We start from the raw sequence: 17,925 nt of genomic DNA, 5'->3' as shown, positions 1-17,925 counted from the left end.
AGTCTCAGCAACCGCCTTTGGTGTTCTTGCAGCTGGCATCGCGAATGCGGCGGAATTCGTCGCCGGGGTTCCAGTTCGGCCAGGCCGTGCTTTCAGCCATCATCCGGCCCAGCATGTAGTAAAGCTCCATATCCTGCCGGGTGGAGCTGAAATCCCAGTCGGGATCGAATTCGTCATTGGGCCCGTGATAGGCGTTCAGCGTATAGCGTTCCTGCCGGGCGGCACCTGCCGCGCGGCCGCCATCCACGAAATCCTCCCCGCCTTCCACATACAGCATCGGCACGCCGCGCTTGGCGAAGCTGAAATGGTCCGACCGGTAATAGAAGCCCGCCTGCGGCGACTGATCGGGCGTGGCGCTGCGGCCCTGTTTTTCCAGCACGCGGGCCAGGAAAGCGTCCAGCTGGCTCTTGCCGCCGCCGACCACGCTCACATCGCGCGCCGGGCCGGCCAGGAGGGGCGTATCGATATTGAGCCCGCCGACGATGTGATCGAGCGGGAAGACCGGATTGGCCGCCAGATATTCGCTGCCCAGCAGGCCCTGTTCCTCAGCCGTCAGCGCCACGAAGGCCATGCTGCGCGGCGCGGGGCCGGCCTGAGCCTGCGCCTTGGCAAGCGCCACGATGGCGCCGACGCCCGCAGCATTATCGATCGCGCCGTTGCAGATATCGTCCCCCTCGTCATTGGGTGTGCAACGGCCCAGATGGTCCCAATGGGCCGAATGCAGGACATATTCGTCCGGCCTCTCGCTGCCCGGCAGCACCCCGATCACGTTCCTGGAGCTGTAGCGGCGAATATCGTTGGCAAAGGCGGTTGAGATCGCAAGGCCCAGCGGCACGGCGCGGAAGCCCTTCTCCCGTGCGGCGCCTTCCACCACCTTCAGATCCCTGCCTGCCGTAGCCATCAGCCGGATGGCCGCATCGTTCTGCAGCCAGCCGTTCATCAGGGTCTGGTCCGCTCCGCCATTGGCGCGCTCTGCAAAGGCCTGCGGGCCTGTCCAGCCATCCTGCACCACGTTCCAGCCATAGGATGCCGGGAATGTGTCATGCACGATCAGCGCGGCTGCCGCGCCCTGCCGGGCGGCTTCCTCGAACTTGTAGGTCCAGCGCCCGTAATAGGTCATGGCCGCACCGCCGAAGAGCCCAACCAATTCGTCGCTCATCCAGTCCGGATCGTTGACCAGGATCACGGCGGTCTTTCCGCGCATGTCCACCCCGGCATAATCGTTCCAGCCCTTCTCGGGGGCGACGATGCCGTAGCCGACGAAGACCAGCTCGCTATCCTTCAGTTCCACGCGGGGCTGTTCGCGATAGGTCACGCCTACCCATTCGCCGCCATGGGCAAGGGCCATCTCCAGCCCCTTTCCCGAAACCTTCAGTGCCCCGAAATCCCGCCCGGTGATTTCCACCAGCGGCACATCCTGGAACCAGCTGCCCTTGTTGCCGGGCTGCAGCCCTGCCGCCGTGAATTGGCTGACCAGATAATCCAGCGTTTTCGTCTCGCCCGCCGTGCCGGGGAAGCGGCCCTCGTATTCGTCAGAAGAAAGGGTTTTCGTCACTTCCCGCATCAGATCGGTGTCAATCGGCACCGGTGCGACATCGGGAATGTCCAGCGCTGCGGCATGCGGCGTTGCTGTGCCCGTGGTCCCTGTCGTGGCGCAGCCCGCCAGCAGCAGGGCAGCAGTGGCGGGAAGGAATAAGCGGAGCATGGCAGGGCCTGTCAGGATGCTGTTAACCCATCTGCATTGGCAGAGCGCAGGGGGCGATACAAGCTGGCCCGTTACCCGCCCTGTCGCCCGCCCTTTGGTCCATCGGCGCATCTCTGCCTTGCCCGCTCTGGCCGGGCAGTGCAGGGAAGGGGCGATGGAACGATCCTGGCAATCCGCGCTCGAACGGGCCCGCAAACATTCCCCTTTCCTCTCGCTGGGGCTCGACCGGCAGCCCGATCTCGTCGCATTGCTGGAAGCAGGCCGGGGGGAAGAGGCACTGGAATGGGCCAAGGCGGCGGGCACGGATGCCCCCGATGTCGCCACCGCGCTGCGGCGGGAACGCTGGGGCATGGCGGTCGCACTCGGCATTGGCGATCTGGCTGGCGCCTTTCCGCTCGACCGGGTGATGGCAGAGCTTTCCGCCTTTGCGGACCGGGCGATGGATCAGGCGATCACCGCCGCGATCCGCGCGCGGGTGGAAGATGCGGAGCCCGCCGGTTTCACCGCGCTGGCGCTGGGCAAGCACGGCGCGCGCGAACTCAATTACAGCTCCGACATCGATCCGATCCTGCTCTACGATCCGGAACGCCTGCCCCGGCGCGAGCGGGATGAGCCGGGCGAGGCCGCGCAGCGCGTGGCGCGTACTCTGGTGGAAACCCTCTCCCGCCAGACGGCCGATGGCTATGTCTTCCGGGTGGACCTGCGGCTGCGCCCGGCATCCGAAGTCTCCCCATTGGCGATTTCCTTCAATGCGGCGCTGACCCATTACGAATCGCTGGCGCTGGCGTGGGAACGCGCCGCCTTCATCCGCGCGCGGGCCTGTGCGGGGGACATTGCGGGGGGAGAGGAATTCCTGCGCCAGATCCGGTCCTTCGTATGGCGGCGCAATCTGGATTTCGGCGCGATCGAGGAAATCCGCCGCCTCACCGCGCGCATCCGCTCCCACCATGGCGGGCCGCAGGCGCCGGGTCCGGGCTTTGATGTAAAGCGCGGGCGCGGCGGCATTCGCGAGGTGGAATTCTTCGCCCAGACGCATCAGCTGATCCATGGCGGGCGGCGCCCCTCGCTCCGGGTGCGGGGCACGCGCGCGGCGCTGGATGCGCTGGCGGCGGAAGGGATCATCGCCGCGGAAGACGCGCAGGTGCTGGGCGAAAGCTATGACCGGCTGCGCGTGATCGAACACCGGCTGCAGATGGTGGCGGACCGGCAGACGCACAGCCTGCCCACCGATCCCGATGCGCTGGACAATGTCGCCATGCTCGATGGGCTGGCCAATGGCGCGGCGTTGCTGGACGAACTGGCCCAGATCACGGACCGGGTGGCCAGCCGCTATGACGCGCTGCTCGACGGGCCGGACAGTGCCGCTTCTCCCCTGCCGCTGGGGCAGGATGGCGTGGTGGCGGAACGGTTGCGCCAACTGGGCTTTTCCGATCCTGTCCATCTGGCCGAACGGATTGCGGGCTGGAGCGACGGGCGCGTGCGCACGCTGCGCAGCGAGGCTGCTCGCGCCGCTTTCGAGGCGGTGTTCCCCACTTTGCTGGAGGCGCTGGCCAAGGCGCCGGACCCGGACCGGGCCGTCGCCCGTTGGGAAACGCTGCTCATTAATTTGCCGAGCGCGGTGAATCTGTTCAGGCTGCTGGAGGCCCGGCCGGGGCTGATGGAGCAGCTCGTCGCGGTGCTTACTCTTGCACCCCCGCTGGCGGATGAGCTGGCGCGGCGGCCCGATCTGCTGGATGCGCTGATCGATACTTCGGCGCTGGATTTGCCCGGCAGCGTGGAAGAACTGGCCGCGCGAATGAGCCTGCCCGATGGCGCGGGCTATGAGGAATTGCTGGACCGGGTGCGGCGCGTGGTGGGCGAAACCCGCTTTGCCCTTGGCGTGCAGCTGATCGAGGCCGCCCAGGATCCGCTGGAAATCGCGGAGGCGCTGTGCCGTACGGCGGAGGCGGCGCTGGCCGTGTGCCTGAAGGGGGCAGAGGCGGAATTCGCCCGCGTCCATGGCCGGATCGCCGGGCATGATCTGCTGGTGCTGGGCCTCGGGCGGCTGGGCGGCGGGGCACTGACCCATGCGTCCGATCTCGATCTGATCTATCTGTTCAGCACGGGCGGCAGTGCTGAACAGAAGGGCGATGAAAACAGCCTGCAATCGGATGGCGAGAGGCCGCTGGGCGTCACGCTCTATTTCAACCGGCTGGCCCAGCGGGTGACAGCGGCGCTCAGCGTAGCGACGGCGGAAGGGCCGCTTTACGAAGTGGATACGCGCCTGCGGCCTCAGGGCAATCAGGGGCCGCTTTCGGTCAGCCTCGACAGCTTCGAACGCTATCAGAAGGAAGACGCCTGGACATGGGAGCATATGGCGCTCAACCGCGCCCGGGTGCTGGCAGGTCCGCCCGCCGGCCGGGCGCGGCTGGAGGCGATTCTGGCCGAGGTGCTGCACAGCCCGCGCGATCCGGCAAAGCTGAAGCAGGACGTGCTGACCATGCGCCGCGAAATGGCCGCGCATAAGCCGCCCAAGGGCGTGCTGGATGTGAAGCTCCATCGCGGCGGGCTGGTCGATCTGGAATTCCTGATCCATTACCTGCAATTGCGCGAACGCATCGCGCAGACCCCCGAAATGGTCGGCGCGCTCACCGGGCTGCTGGAGGCTGCGCTGCTGCCCGAAAATCTGCTGGCGGCGCAGAAACTGCTGATCCGCGTGCTGGTTTCCGCCCGCCTGCTGGCGCCCGATTCTCAGGAGCCTTCGGCAGCGGCCTGCGGTGTGCTGGCGCGCAGCTGTGGCGCCCCGTCCTATCCCGCCCTGCTTGAAATGCTGGCCGAGGCGCGCCACGGCGTCGCCGCGGCCTGGGCCGCGACTTTCGGCGAAACATTGGAGATGGAATGATGAGCACCCGCCCCGACATTGGCGATATTCTGCCCGACATCGCCCTCGAAACGCCGGAAGGCGGCAAGCTGTCGCCCTCCGGTTTCAAGGGCCGCAAGCTGGTGCTGTTCTTCTACCCCAAGGACGATACGCCCGGCTGCACGACGGAAAACAAGGATTTCTCCGCTCTGGCCGGGGAATTCACAGAGGCAGGCGTCGCCCTGCTGGGCATCAGCAAGGACCCGCCGAAGAAGCACGCCAAGTTCATCGAGAAGCACGCGCTCGCCGCGCCGCTCGCGTCCGACGCGGAAGAAAACGGCCTTGCCGATGCGCTGGGTATCTGGACCGAAAAGACCATGTATGGCCGGACCTATATGGGGATGGAGCGCACCACCTTTCTGGTCGATGCGGAAGGCCGGATCACGCGCGTCTGGCGCAAGGTGAAAGTGAAGGGCCATGCGGAGGAAGTTCTCGCCGCCGCCCGGGCCCTTTGATGCTGATCAGGTCTTTCTGACGTCGCCTTATGTCCCTTTCAGCAGCCTCCGCCATTCGCGCCGCCTTGCTCACCGCCGACCCGCGAGAGAAGGTCTTTGCTACCCGTCAAGTGGCGCGGAACTGGCGTTTGGGGCGGCTTTCCTTCGCCTTCGACGTCGAAATGCCGGAACGCCCGGCCTGGCCCGACGCGCCCGAACTGCTCCCGCCCAATCGCATGCCAAAGCGCGGGAAGGGCGGCTCTGAGCGGGCCCGCATCGCCCTGTGGCACGCGCTTTGCCACATCGAATTCGTGGCAATCGATCTGGCGCTCGACATGGCCGGGCGATTCGGCGCCGAAATGGGTGAGGAATTCGTCTCCGACTTCCTGGGGGTAGCCGCCGACGAAGCGATGCACTTCGCCCTGCTGGAGCGGAAACTGCGCTCTCTCGGCAGTTTCTACGGCGAATTGCCGGCCCATGGCGGCCTGTGGGAGGCGGCCGAACAGACTCGCCACGATGTCGCCGCGCGGCTGGCGGTCGTGCCGATGGTGCTGGAAGCCCGCGGGCTGGACGTTACTCCAGGCACGCTCGAGCGCGTGCGAGCCCAGGGCGATGAAGGCGGTGCAAGGATTCTCGAGCGAATCCTGAGCGACGAAATTCGCCATGTCGCGGCGGGGACGAAACACTTCACCGCACGTTGCTCAAGATCAGGAAAAAGCCCGGAAATCCATTGGAAAGAACTGGTCCAATGCCACTTCCGCGGCACGGTTAAGCCACCATTCAACGACTCAGCGCGTTCCGCAGCCGGTTTGTCGCTGAGCTTCTATGGCGAGCTTGCCTCCTGACGCCTGCCTTGTTTACGTCCCTGTCAACAGGAGGCACGGGGTCATTTCCCTCTGCTTGAAACAACCAGCGGCCTGTTTGGCCACGCTCTTTGGGGATCTAAGGACGGCACAGCCGACCGACGATTTTAGGACGGGATAACAGGTCGCACATGGTATTTTCTCTATCGCTTCGTGCCCTTCCGGCGGCACTGCTCGCTGCAGCTGCCTTAATCGGAGCAAGTCCGGCTTCGGCTCAGACCGAAGCCACCGCCGCCCAGATTACCACCACCGTTCACAATCTCACCGATGGCCCGGATTCCAAGCTGGGCAAGGGTGACGAGGAATTCAGCAAGCTGTTCGACAGCTGGAAATCCCTCGATAGCGGCACTGGCGTTGCGATGCCCGCCGCTCGCCCCACGGTTTCGATCCCCTCGCGTTCCCCCCTTGCCAAGATGACGCTCACCAGCGGCTTCGGTATGCGCACTCACCCCGTTCTGGGTGGTCGCCGCAATCACAAGGGCATGGATCTCGCCGCGCCCTCGGGCACTCCCGTCTATGCTCCCGCTGACGGCGTCGTCGCCCGCGCTGACTGGTTCTCCAGCTACGGCAACTACATCCAGATCGAACATGGCGGCGAATTGCAGACCCGCTATGGCCATCTTTCGGGCTTCGCCGTGCAGGCTGGGCAGAGCGTCAATAAGGGCGATCTGATCGGTTATGTCGGCAGCACCGGCCGCTCGACTGGCCCGCACCTGCACTATGAAGTGCGCGTTGGCGGGATTGCGGTTGATCCCAGCCCCTATCTCGTCGGCGAAGTTTCGCTCGCCAATCTTGATGTGAAGGTTGCCGAAGGCGCCCAGGGCGGCCCGGACGACGAAGAATAAGCTCCCCGCTCGGCGGAGCCAAAGATAAAGGCGGCAGGGTTGACCTGACCGCCTTTTTTTACTGGCAATTGTATCCCTTGCAAACGTGATGACGAGCGGTGGTCGATAATGCTTCCACAATCGTCATCCTGAACCTCGTTCAGGGCCTATTGCTCCTGATCGAATGCAAAGGCTCCAGGCAGCTCCACCACCCAAGGTGTGCTGCCCTGCCCGCGATCACTCGCTGAAATGTCAGCCGAGGAGGCGCTGCGCTATGGCGCGTACTTCCTCGCCCATATCCTCGCGTTCCAGCGCGAGCGCCAACGTGGCTTCCACGAAGCCCGTCTTGCTGCCGCAGTCGAACCGGCGGCCGGCGAAGGTCACGGCGTGGAAAGGCTGGTGGCCGATCATCTTGGCCATTGCGTCGGTCAGCTGGATTTCTCCGCCAGCGCCCTTGTCCTGCCCTTCCAGCGTCCGCATGACTTCGGGCTGCAGGATGTAGCGGCCAGAGATGATCTTGTTGGACGGAGCCTTGTCGCGCGCGGGCTTTTCGACCAGCCCCTTCACTTCGGTGAGCGCGCCCCTGGTCTCGCCCGGATCGATCACGCCATAGGAAGAAACCTCTTCCATCGGCACTTCCAGCACGCTGATGAGATTACCGCCTACTTCATTATAAGCCTCAACCATCTGCTTCATGCAGCCCGGTGTGCCGATCATCAGTTCGTCGGGCAGGAAGATCGCGAAGGGATCGTCGCCCACGATGGCGCGGGCGCACCAGATTGCGTGGCCAAGACCCATGGGCACCTGCTGGCGCACCGTGATGATGTCACCGGGAGTGGCGCGGCTCGAATCGAGGATGGAAAGCCCCTTCCCCCGCTCCCTCATCGTGGCCTCCAGCTCAAAAGCGATGTCGAAATGCTCGACGATTGCCGATTTGCCGCGCCCGGTCACGAAGATCATCTGTTCGATCCCCGCTTCGCGCGCTTCATCCACTGCATATTGGATCAGCGGCCTGTCGATGATCGGCAGCATTTCCTTGGGGATGGCCTTGGTCGCGGGGAGGAAGCGCGTGCCCAGCCCTGCGACTGGAAAAACGGCTTTCTTGATAGGTTTACGGCTGGTCATAGCGGGCTTGTATGAACACCTCCTGCGGGGCGTCAACCTATCGCGATTAACCTATCGGCGATACCCAGCTTGCCCCTTTCTCCATTCACGTTAAACGGCATTATGGACAAGATTATTATAGAGGGCGGTCGTCGCCTTTCGGGCACGATTCCGGTCTCCGGCGCAAAGAATGCCGCGCTTACATTGCTCCCCTGTGCCTTGCTTACGGACGAGCCGGTGACGCTCAGAAATCTGCCACGGCTGGCGGATATTGATGGTTTCCAGCACTTGATGACGCAGTTCGGCGTTTCCACTTCCATCGCAGGAGCGCGGCCCGAAGATTTCGGCCGGGTGATGACGCTGGAGGCCACGCGGGTAACCTCTACGACTGCGCCCTATGATCTGGTGCGCAAGATGCGCGCATCGATTCTGGTTCTCGGCCCGATGCTGGCCCGCGCGGGGGAGGCGACCGTTTCCCTGCCCGGCGGTTGCGCCATCGGCAATCGGCCTATCGACCTGCATCTGCGGGCCCTTGAGGCGCTGGGTGCGGAGATCGAGCTTGCCGCCGGCTATGTCCGCGCCCGCGCGCCGGATGGTGGTCTTCCGGGCGGGCGCTATTCCTTCCCCGTCGTATCAGTCGGGGCGACGGAAAACGCGCTGATGGCGGCCGCATTGGCCACGGGCAGGAGCACGCTGCACAATGCCGCGCGAGAGCCGGAGATCGTCGACCTGTGCAACCTGCTGGTTGCGATGGGCGCCGAAATCGAAGGCATCGGCACTTCGGAGCTGACCATCCATGGCGTGCCGCGTCTCTATGGCGCGACTTACAAGGTCATGGCTGACCGGATCGAGGCGGGCTCCTATGCTTGCGCCGCTGCGATCACCGGTGGCGAAGTGACGTTGCAGGGCGCGAAGTTCGAGGAAATGGAAGCCACCGTGCAGGCCCTGCGCGATGCAGGCGTATCGGTAAACGCAGTGAAGGACGGTATTCACGTTGCGGCCGATGGCCCCCTGAAGGCCGTAACCCTGTCCACCGCGCCCTATCCCGGCTTCGCCACAGACATGCAGGCGCAGCTGATGGCACTGCTGTGCCGCGCGGAGGGCACCAGCGTGCTGACCGAAACGATCTTCGAGAATCGTTACATGCACGTACCGGAACTCAACCGCATGGGCGCGCATATCGAAACTTCGGGCCGCACTGCGATTGTTCACGGCGTGAAGAAGCTGACCGGCGCGGAAGTGATGGCCACCGATCTGCGCGCTTCGATGAGCCTGGTGATTGCCGGCCTCGCGGCAGAGGGCGAGACACAGGTCCATCGCCTCTATCACCTTGATCGCGGTTATGAGCGGCTGGAAGAGAAGCTGGCGCTGCTCGGCGCGCAGATCGAACGCGTGGGCGACGGCTAGGTTCACGGCCGGACCTTTTGCCCGCTTCCGCGCGTTGACTGACTGAAACAGCAAAGGAGCGACGTATATGGGTATCGTGAGGCTGGGAGTTTTCGCGGCACTGGGCGCGCTTGTTTACAGTGTCTTCCGCACCAACAAGCGGGAGACACCCCCCGCTGCTTTCGCGGATGGGCAGCATGCCCCCGGCAACCAGACCCAGGTTCGCGATGCTGGGCCCGACGCCACGCGGGACGACACGCGTGAAGGCTGGACCAGGGAAGACGAGGCAAGCGACGAAAGCTTTCCGGCCAGCGATCCTCCGGCGACTTATTAAGTCCCCGCGTGAGCGGCCAGCCATAGCCTGATGGCCCCCGCCAGGCCGGGCGGGGTTTCCGCAGCGATACGTTCCGCATCGATTCGGGCTACCAGCGCGTTCACCGGCACGCCTTCGCGTGCGGCGGCGTTACGCAGCAAATCCCAGAACAAAGGTTCGAGGCTGATCGAGGTCTTGTGTCCGGCGATCTCCACCGAGCGCTTGACGGGAGGGTGATAGATTTCGTCCATCCGCTCAGGCGTGGTCCGGACCCAGCATTTTTTCCGGGCGCACGATCCGATCGTAATCCTCCGGCGAGACGGCACCGCTGGAAAGCGCCGCCTCACGCAAGGTCACACCCCGCGCATGGGCATCCTTGGCGATGGCGGCCGCCTTGTCATAGCCGATCGTCGGCGCCAGCGCGGTAACCAGCATCAGCGACCGTTCCACCCCGGCGGCGATATTGTCTTCCCGTGGCTCCAGCCCGTCCAGCAAATGCTCCGTGAAGCTCTCCGCCGCATCGCCGAGCAGCCGCACCGATTGCAGGAGGTTCTGCGCAATTACCGGGCGATAGACATTCAGTTCGAACTGCCCCTGGCTGCCCGCGAAGGCAAGCGCGGCATTATTGCCAAACACCTGCGCGCAGACCTGAGTCATAGCCTCGCACTGGGTGGGGTTCACCTTGCCTGGCATGATAGAAGAACCCGGCTCATTTGCAGGCAAAGCCAGTTCTCCCAGGCCGGCTCGAGGCCCGGAGCCGAGCAGACGGATATCGCTGGCGATCTTGTAAAGCCCGGTGGCAAGCGCATTGAGCGCCCCATGCGCGAAGACCAGCGCATCTTCGCTCGCCAATGCCTCGAATTTGTTGGGAGCGCTGGTGAAGGGCTGGCCGGTAATGGCGGCAATTTCCTGCGCCATCATCTCGCCGAAACCCTTGGGCGCATTGAGCCCGGTGCCCACTGCCGTGCCGCCCTGGGCCAGCGCGTAAACGCCAGGCAGTGTCAGTTCGATCCGTTCAATTCCTGCCGCAACCTGGCGGGCATAACCGGAGAATTCCTGGCCCAGCGTAAGCGGAGTGGCATCCTGCGTATGAGTGCGGCCGATCTTCACAATGCCAGTCCACGCCTCAGCCATGGCGGAAAGGGAGACATGCATCAGCCGCAGCGCAGGCAACAGCCGCCCTGTTATCTCGCGCGCGGCGGCGATGTGGATCGCGCTGGGGAAAGTGTCGTTCGAAGACTGGCCCAGATTAACATGATCGTTGGGATGGACCGGGCTCTTTGCGCCGAGTTGCCCGCCCAGCGCCAGATTGGCCCGGTTCGCGATCACCTCGTTGGCGTTCATGTTGCTCTGCGTGCCCGAACCGGTCTGCCAGACCACCAGCGGAAAGTGATCGTCGAGCGATCCGGCCGCCACTTCGCCCGCCGCTTTGGCAATGGCTTCGGCAAGGGCGGGATCAAGCAGGCCAAGCCGGGCGTTCACCCGGGCCGCAGCCTGCTTGATCACGCCAAGCGCATGAATCACGGGAAGCGAGATGCGTTCACCGCCGATACGGAAATTCTCGAGGCTGCGCTGCGTTTGTGCGCCCCACAGCCGATCGGCCGGGACCGCGATCTCGCCGAAAGTATCCGTCTCTATTCTGGTGTCCGCCATCCCGTTTCCCGATCCGGAGGGGGTCAGCCCCTCAATACATATGCTGGCCGCCATTGAGCGACATGGTGGAGCCGGTGACGAAACCCGCTTCCTCCGCCGTGAGGAAAGCAACGCCGCGCGCGATTTCTTCCGCATTGCCAAGGCGGCCTACGGGAATCTTGGCGACGATCTTTTCCAGCACGGTTTCCGGCACGGCGGCTACCATGTCTGTATCGATATAGCCCGGTGCGATGGCATTTACGGTGACGCCAGACCGGGCGCCTTCCTGCGCCAGCGCCTTGGTGAAGCCATGGATGCCACTTTTGGCGGCGGCATAGTTCACCTGGCCATATTGCCCGGCCTGACCGTTGATGGAGCCGATATTGACGATACGGCCCCAGCCCCGTTCCCGCATGCCCGGGAAGCAGGCCTTGGCCATGTTGAAGCAACCGCCAAGGTTGATTCGCATGACTTCGTTCCAGTCCTCGAAGCTCATCTTGTGCAGCGTGGCATCGCGCGTGATGCCCGCATTGTTGACCACGATTTCGATGGGGCCCACTTCGGCTTCCACCTTTGCGCAGCCTGCCAGCGTCGCTTCATGGTCGCCCACATCCCATTTATAGGCGGGAATTTCGGTTTCTTCGGTAAAGGCGCGGGCCTTTTCTTCATTGCCGGCATAATTTGCCACCACGGTGCGGCCCTGTTCCTTCAGGGCAAGGCAGATTGCCTTGCCGATGCCGCGAGTGCCACCGGTGACGATTGCGACGCGTCCCATGTATGCTCCTTTTCCGATATGTTCTTGCCTCTCTCCTCAGCCACATCGTTAAGATGACTCAGGAAGGCAGGCAAAGAAAAACCCCGCATTGCTGCGGGGTTCTTTCAAAATCGCGACAGGAGCAACGAATCAGAAACGGAACTGCGTTCCGACATAGACGGCCTGGCTATCCTGCTTGCCGTTGGTCAGCGGTTCCAGACGGTCACGATCCTGCGAATAACGAACACCGGCGGTGACATTGAGGTTACGCGTCAACGAATAGCTGCCGCCAAGATCCACCGTCTGATCGCCAAGCGAATCGCGGGTACTCGGAGCGCGTCCGGTTTTTTCCATCTGATCCAGCGCAATGCGAGCGGCAAAGCGGCTGGGCTTTTCCTTGGCACCGGCCGACGGCTGGAACGCCGCGAGATCGGGGATCGCGACATCATTCAGATCGGACGCAAGCTCGGGCGTACGCGCAAAGCTCTGATATCCGCGTGAAATGCCGAGATTGTAGCGCATGGGCGCAATGCGGCTGGCGGCCAGGCTGGCCTGCGCATCACCTACGGACAGTGCCTGCCGGACTGAAATGGCGCGCGCCGCGTTCTCATCCACGCGAACCGCGACAGTTACCGATCGGCTTGTGCGATCAGCGGCACCAGCCGGAGTGAAACGCATGAGCTTGCTGCCGGAACCGGACTTTTTCGCAATCAGAGCAGCGAGCTGGGGATCCACGGAAGCGGGCGTAAAAGAATCCAGACTCGGGCTGGAGAGCAGGCCGATCTCTGCTTCATTGAGCCCGCCAAGGGCCAGAACGGCGCTCGGGGCGCCTATGAGCAATGCGGCGCCAGCGCACAGCAGCGCTGCGGAAAGCCCGCCCCGTCCTGCTGATTTGCCTTGCCGTGTCATAACCCCGTTTACCTTGCCCAATCTTGCGCTTCTATCAAAGAACCCAGATCCTGAACCTTTCCTGACAATATGCAGGAATCAGTCCACTAAATTCTTAGATGCCATCGATAGTTTTTCCACAAGCCGATGACCAGCGCCGAATCCCCTCTACGACGACTGTTTTGCAGAAGTGTTGCAACAGGCCCACAGCATGGCATTTTGCTGGAGGCCTGCGGTTAAGCACGCATTCACCCCCATATTGCGCATTGGCAGGCCTGTATGAGGCGGACACAGCATCCTTGCGCGCTCTTGCCGCCCACGGTGCGGCGGCTATAGAGGCTCGAAAGCAGGCGCACGCGCCAGCCTTTGACGAACAACGGGAATGACATTTGTGATGACGGTCAGCAGCGAAAACGGAAATTCTTCGATGAAGCGCGCAGGCCGGGTCCTGCTGGTCGGCGCGGCGCTGGCCGCCCTGTCCGCCTGTGGCGGCGGAGGTGACGAACGGCCCCAGGCGGATCTCGCGTCCGCGCAAATCACATCGATCGGCGTCAATTCCTATCTGTGGCGCGCCACGCTCGAAACGCTTTCGTTCATGCCGCTCACTCAGGCCGACAGCGCCGGGGGCGTGGTGGTGACGGATTGGTATGCCAATCCCTCGAATCCAAATGAGCGTATGAAAGTGTCGGTCACGATTCTTGATCAGGATCTGCGCGCCGATGCCGTACGCGTCGCGGCCAGCCGCCAGATCCTGCAAGGCGGCGTGTGGGTGGAGGCTCCGGTAGAGGCTGCCACCGTGCAGAAGCTGGAGGATATCATCCTCACCAAGGCCCGCGATCTGCGTCGATCGGCCATCGGCTGATCCTCGCGCCCTCGCGTGCAGCCGCGCTTTGACAGCGCGGTGCTTCCAACTCGACAATACAGCCTCTAGGGGCAGATCATGAGCGAAACACGATTCGATCCGTCGCAGGCCGACGGGCGCTGGCAGCGCGCATGGGATGACGCGCAGTGCTTCCGTGCCGACGATTCTTCCACCAAGCCACGCGCCTATGTGCTGGAGATGTTCCCCTATCCTTCGGGGCGCATCCATATCGGCCATGTCCGCAACTACACGATGGGCGATGTGCTGGCGCGCTACAAGGCGATGACCGGCCATGAAGTGCTGCACCCCATGGGGTGGGACGCGTTCGGCATGCCCGCAGAAAACGCCGCGATCGAAAAGGGTGTCCATCCCGGCGAGTGGACCTATCAGAATATCGCCAACATGAAGGCGCAGCTCCAGCGTCTGGGCTTTGCGCTCGACTGGAGCAGGGAAATCGCGACCTGCAATCCTTCCTATTATGGCCACGAACAGGCGCTGTTCCTCGATCTCTATGCAGGCGGTCTCGTCTACCGCAAGGAAAGCGCGGTCAACTGGGACCCGGTGGACCAGACCGTGCTGGCCAACGAACAGGTGATCGACGGGCGCGGCTGGCGCTCGGGCGCGCTGGTGGAGAAGCGCAAGCTCTCCCAGTGGTTCCTCAAGATCACCGATTTCGCGCAGGAACTGCTCGACGGCCTCGGCTCGCTGGAGCACTGGCCCGAGAAGGTGAAGCTGATGCAGGAAAACTGGATCGGCAAGAGCCAGGGCCTGCAATTCGCCTTTACCCTTTCCGACGGCGAAAAGCTGGAAGTCTACACTACCCGGCCCGACACGATCTTCGGCGCGAGCTTTGTGGCCGTGGCGGCAGATCATCCGGTGGCGCAGAAAGTCGCGGCGGATAATGCCGAAGCGCAGGCCTTCATCGAGAAGTGCCGCGAAGGCGGCACGACCGCTGCCGAGCTGGAGACCGCCGAAAAGCTGGGCTTCGATACCGGCATCACCGCGAAGCACCCCTTCACCGGCGCCGACCTGCCGCTCTACATCGCCAATTTCGTGCTGATGGATTACGGCACCGGCGCGATCATGGCCGTGCCCGGCCATGACCAGCGCGACTTCGATTTCGCCACCAAATACGGCCTGCCGATCACGCGCGTGATCGCCGCCAGTGCCGCAGATGCCAACAAGCCTTTCGCTGGCGAAGCCGAGGCGGGCGACGGGGTTTGCGTCAACTCCGGTTTCCTCGACGGGATGAGCGTGGCCGATGCCAAGGCGGCTGTCATCGCCCGTGCCGAGGGCGAAGGCTGGGGCGAAGGAAAAACCGTGTGGCGCCTGCGCGACTGGGGCGTTTCGCGCCAGCGTTACTGGGGCACGCCGATCCCCTTCATTCACTGCCCCAGCTGCGGCGTGGTGCCGGTTCCCAAGGACCAGCTGCCCGTTACCCTGCCGGAAGACGTGGACATGTCGATCCCCGGCAATCCGCTGGTGCGCCACCCGACCTGGAAACATGTCGATTGCCCGGCCTGCGGTGGGGCTGCCGAACGCGAAACCGATACGCTCGACACTTTCGTCGACAGTTCGTGGTATTTCCTGCGCTTCGCCAGCCAGCCTGCCGACCGTCCCTTCGACCCCGAAGAAGTCGCGCGCTGGATGCCGGTGCAGCAATATATTGGCGGGATCGAACATGCGATCCTCCACCTGCTTTATGCCCGCTTCTGGACCCGCGCACTCAAGGCCATTGGCAAGCTCGATGTGGCCGAACCCTTCGCCCAGCTGTTCACGCAAGGCATGGTGACGCACGAGACCTATTCGCGCGAGGAAGGCGGACGCCCCGTCTATTTTAGCCCCGGCGAAGTAGAGCGCAGCGCGGATGGCGCAGTGCTGAAGGACGATGGCAGGCCGGTGGAGATCGGCCGCGTCATCAAGATGTCCAAGTCGAAGAAAAACGTCGTCGACCCGGATGAGATCGTCGCGAAATACGGCGCCGACGCCGTGCGCTGGTTCATGCTGTCCGACAGCCCGCCCGAACGCGACCTGCCCTGGTCCGAAGCCGGGATCGAAGGTTGCTGGCGCTTCGTCCAGCGCTTGTGGCGCTTGTTTGGCCAGTATGACGCCACCGTCACTGGCGAGGACAAGGCGCTGGACCGCAAGGTCCACCAGACCGTTGCCGCTGTGGCCGACGACATCGAGGCCCTGAGCTTCAACAAGGCCGTCGCCCGCATTTATGAGCTGACCAGCGCAGCCGAAAAGGCCGCGCCTTCGGCCAGCCGTTCAAATGCGATTCGCGCCGTGCTGCTGCTGGCTTCGCCCATGATGCCGCATCTGGCCGAAGAAGGCTGGGCCGCCATCGGCGAAACCGGGCTGGCGGCCGAGGCGGACTGGCCCGAGGTCGATCCCGCGCTGCTGGTGGAAGACGAAGTGACCGTGGCCGTTCAGGTGAAGGGCAAACTGCGCGATACGCTGACCGTGGCCAAAGGCACGCCGAAGGAAGAGCTGGAGGCGCTTGCCCTTGCTTCCGAGAAAGTGCAGCGTGCACTAGATGGAGCGGAAGTGCGCAAGGTGATCGTGGTGCCCGACAGGCTGGTCAATCTCGTCGCATGAAGGGCACAGGCGCCCTTCTTGCCTTGGCGCTTGCCTCGCCGGCGCTCGCTTCCTGCGGGCTTCAGCCCATGTATGCAGGCGGCGGCAGCGGCGAGGTGGCCCGCGCATTGGCCGCCGTGGATGTGCCGGCCATTGAAGGCCAGGCAGGCTGGCTCGTGCGCAATGCCCTGCGGGACCGGCTCGGCGATGCAGACGGATCGGCCCGTTACCGGCTCGATGTGCGGCTTGACGATAATCTCGAAGGGCTCGGCCTGTTGACCGACGATACGATCGGGCGTGAGCGCCGCACTTTGCGCGCGCGCTATCAGCTGGTCGATACGACAACGGGCGAAGTATTGCTGGACGCCAGTGACGGTTCCGATGCCGGTATCGACGTCGTCAGTTCCGAATATGCGACCATCGCGGCCGAGCAGACCGCGCTCGAAAACCTGTCGCGTGACGTGGCTGACCGGATCGTAACTCGTCTGGCGCTGGCCCTGCGCAAAGCGCCGTGAAGGCCACCCAGCGCGATTTCGCCAATGTAGCGCAGCGCGCGGCGGGGACCTGCAAGGTCTTTTTCTTCTGCGGTCAGGACGAAGCCGGCGCCTCTGCTGCGGTTGAGCGGGTCGTCTCCCTGTTGCCCGACGCTGGCGAACGGTTGGACATGCAGGGTAGCGACCTGCGCAAAGACCCAGTTCTTCTGGGCGATGAAGCGCGTTCCACGTCGCTGTTTGGCGATACCCGCCATATCGTTGTTCGCGCCAGCGGCGACGAAGTGCATGATGCCGTTGATCTTCTTCTCAAGGCAATCGACGCGAAGGAAGGCGAGCCTTGTCCGGTTCTGGTGATCGCCACATCCGCGACGGACAAATCACGCACGGCGAAGCTTCTGGAAAAGCGCGACGACGCCCTGGTGGCGATGTTCTATCCACCGGATCTGGCTCAGGTGACCCAAGTCGTGCGGACCATGGCAAGTACGGCCGGACTCAGGCTTTCGGGCGACCTTGCCGAACGTATCGCCCGTGCTTCCGGCCTTGATGTCCGGCTGGCGCAGTCGGAAGTCACCAAACTCGCGCTCTATCTCGATGCCAGCGCAATCGAACCCAAGGATGCCGGTGCTGACGCTCTGGATGCGGTGGGGGCAAAGACCGAGGAAGATGGCTTCATGCCGCTAGTGAATGCCGTTCTCTCAGGAGAGACAGGCAAGCTCGGGGACGAATTGCGGCGGATGCGGGAGACTTCCATGAATCCCGTGGGCCTGTTGCTTGCGCTTGAGCGGCGGGCCGCCCAACTGGCTTCGCTGGCGGCAAGACTCGGCCCGCGTGGAGATGTCAACGCCCTGCTTGAAGCGGAGAAGCGCGCCCGGCGCATATTCTGGCGGGATGAACGCGATCTTTCGGTCCAACTGCGACGCTGGCGGGGGCGCAAACTCGACCGGCTGGTGACGAGACTCATGGAGCTCCATCGCGCGCTTTTGGCCAACAACCAGTCCGCAGAACTCCTGCTGGCACAAAGCCTCGCGGAAATTGCACGGGCCGCCGCGCCAAAACGCTAGTGGACTAGGCTCACATTAACCATTGCAAATGGCCGTTTCCCTTGCATTTCAGCCACTTTCATCCTCTAATCTCTTATCGGCTGGTCAGCATTTCCGTGCTGCACATGCGAGAAAACAGGTGGCTTGAGA

At 63.6% G+C, this 17,925-nt stretch carries 16 protein-coding genes; 10 read left to right on the top strand and 6 right to left on the bottom strand.

From position 1 onward, the window contains the following. Positions 1-4 precede the first annotated feature (4 nt). The gene (locus H0274_RS09995; RefSeq protein WP_226795192.1) at positions 5-1,705 is read right to left on the bottom strand and encodes a M28 family metallopeptidase; all 1,701 of its coding nucleotides are present in this window, start codon (positions 1,703-1,705) and stop codon (positions 5-7) included. A gap of 154 nt (positions 1,706-1,859) precedes the next feature. Here H0274_RS09995 and H0274_RS09990 point away from each other — a divergent pair, with 154 nt between their 5' ends. The 4 genes from H0274_RS09990 to H0274_RS09975 all read left to right on the top strand — a co-directional run bounded on the left by H0274_RS09990 (position 1,860) and on the right by H0274_RS09975 (position 6,746). After that, on the top strand, positions 1,860-4,586 hold the full coding sequence (locus H0274_RS09990) for a bifunctional [glutamine synthetase] adenylyltransferase/[glutamine synthetase]-adenylyl-L-tyrosine phosphorylase (RefSeq protein ID WP_226795191.1): 2,727 nt from the start codon (positions 1,860-1,862) through the stop codon (positions 4,584-4,586). Then, complete coding sequence (locus H0274_RS09985) at positions 4,586-5,059, top strand: peroxiredoxin (RefSeq protein ID WP_226795190.1); 474 nt, start codon at positions 4,586-4,588, stop codon at positions 5,057-5,059. Before H0274_RS09990 ends, H0274_RS09985 begins: the two co-directional genes overlap by 1 nt. A gap of 29 nt (positions 5,060-5,088) precedes the next feature. Continuing rightward, entirely contained in the window at positions 5,089-5,883 is a 795-nt protein-coding gene (locus H0274_RS09980) for a ferritin-like domain-containing protein (protein WP_226795189.1), read from the top strand. Positions 5,884-6,032: 149 nt separating this feature from the next. Further along, positions 6,033-6,746 (top strand): M23 family metallopeptidase, encoded by a 714-nt coding sequence (locus tag H0274_RS09975; protein WP_226795188.1) that lies wholly within the window; start codon positions 6,033-6,035, stop codon positions 6,744-6,746. A gap of 231 nt (positions 6,747-6,977) precedes the next feature. Here H0274_RS09975 and galU read toward each other — a convergent pair whose 3' ends face one another. Next, positions 6,978-7,850 (bottom strand): UTP--glucose-1-phosphate uridylyltransferase GalU, encoded by an 873-nt coding sequence (gene galU / locus H0274_RS09970; protein WP_226795187.1) that lies wholly within the window; start codon positions 7,848-7,850, stop codon positions 6,978-6,980. A 102-nt stretch (positions 7,851-7,952) separates the two neighbouring features. On the opposite strand from galU, the gene murA reads away from it, so the two are divergent. Both murA and H0274_RS09960 read left to right on the top strand, forming a co-directional pair. After that, the gene (murA, locus tag H0274_RS09965) at positions 7,953-9,236 is read left to right on the top strand and encodes a UDP-N-acetylglucosamine 1-carboxyvinyltransferase (RefSeq protein ID WP_226795186.1); all 1,284 of its coding nucleotides are present in this window, start codon (positions 7,953-7,955) and stop codon (positions 9,234-9,236) included. A 67-nt stretch (positions 9,237-9,303) separates the two neighbouring features. Next, positions 9,304-9,549: a hypothetical protein gene (locus H0274_RS09960; RefSeq protein WP_226795185.1), complete on the top strand. Its 246-nt coding sequence runs from the start codon at positions 9,304-9,306 to the stop codon at positions 9,547-9,549. Here the strand turns inward: H0274_RS09960 and H0274_RS09955 are convergent. From H0274_RS09955 to H0274_RS09940, 4 genes are all read right to left on the bottom strand, one after another. Further along, a complete protein-coding gene (locus tag H0274_RS09955) occupies positions 9,546-9,779 on the bottom strand; it encodes a ribbon-helix-helix domain-containing protein (RefSeq protein ID WP_226795184.1) in 234 nt (77 codons plus the stop codon). The two genes, H0274_RS09960 and H0274_RS09955, sit on opposite strands and share 4 nt — an antisense overlap. 4 nt (positions 9,780-9,783) lie before the next feature. Continuing rightward, a complete protein-coding gene (gene fumC, locus H0274_RS09950) occupies positions 9,784-11,181 on the bottom strand; it encodes a class II fumarate hydratase (protein ID WP_226795183.1) in 1,398 nt (465 codons plus the stop codon). A gap of 31 nt (positions 11,182-11,212) precedes the next feature. Further along, positions 11,213-11,935: an acetoacetyl-CoA reductase gene (gene phbB / locus H0274_RS09945; RefSeq protein WP_226795181.1), complete on the bottom strand. Its 723-nt coding sequence runs from the start codon at positions 11,933-11,935 to the stop codon at positions 11,213-11,215. A gap of 129 nt (positions 11,936-12,064) precedes the next feature. Beyond that, complete coding sequence (locus tag H0274_RS09940; protein WP_226795179.1) at positions 12,065-12,823, bottom strand: hypothetical protein; 759 nt, start codon at positions 12,821-12,823, stop codon at positions 12,065-12,067. 406 nt (positions 12,824-13,229) lie between these two features. Here H0274_RS09940 and H0274_RS09935 point away from each other — a divergent pair, with 406 nt between their 5' ends. The 4 genes from H0274_RS09935 (at position 13,230) to holA (ending at position 17,796) form a co-directional block, all read left to right on the top strand. Continuing rightward, positions 13,230-13,664, top strand: coding sequence for a DUF3576 domain-containing protein (locus H0274_RS09935; protein WP_226795177.1), 435 nt, complete (start codon positions 13,230-13,232; stop codon positions 13,662-13,664). Between the two features lie 78 nt (positions 13,665-13,742). Further along, positions 13,743-16,262 carry a leucine--tRNA ligase gene (gene leuS, locus H0274_RS09930; protein ID WP_226795175.1) on the top strand — a complete coding sequence of 840 codons (2,520 nt, stop codon included), beginning with the start codon at positions 13,743-13,745 and terminating at the stop codon, positions 16,260-16,262. After that, positions 16,259-16,756: an LPS assembly lipoprotein LptE gene (gene lptE / locus H0274_RS09925; RefSeq protein WP_226795173.1), complete on the top strand. Its 498-nt coding sequence runs from the start codon at positions 16,259-16,261 to the stop codon at positions 16,754-16,756. The genes leuS and lptE overlap by 4 nt, the downstream gene beginning before the upstream one ends. Continuing rightward, positions 16,753-17,796 carry a DNA polymerase III subunit delta gene (gene holA / locus H0274_RS09920; protein ID WP_226795171.1) on the top strand — a complete coding sequence of 348 codons (1,044 nt, stop codon included), beginning with the start codon at positions 16,753-16,755 and terminating at the stop codon, positions 17,794-17,796. The genes lptE and holA overlap by 4 nt, the downstream gene beginning before the upstream one ends. The last annotated feature ends 129 nt before the right edge of the window (positions 17,797-17,925 follow it).

It is taken from the genome of Fulverythrobacter ferritrahens (assembly GCF_020539485.1).
Classification (GTDB): domain Bacteria; phylum Pseudomonadota; class Alphaproteobacteria; order Sphingomonadales; family Sphingomonadaceae; genus Andeanibacterium; species Andeanibacterium ferritrahens.
Note: the sequence above shows the minus strand (reverse complement) of the source record. Positions and strands in the feature narration are given on the sequence as shown.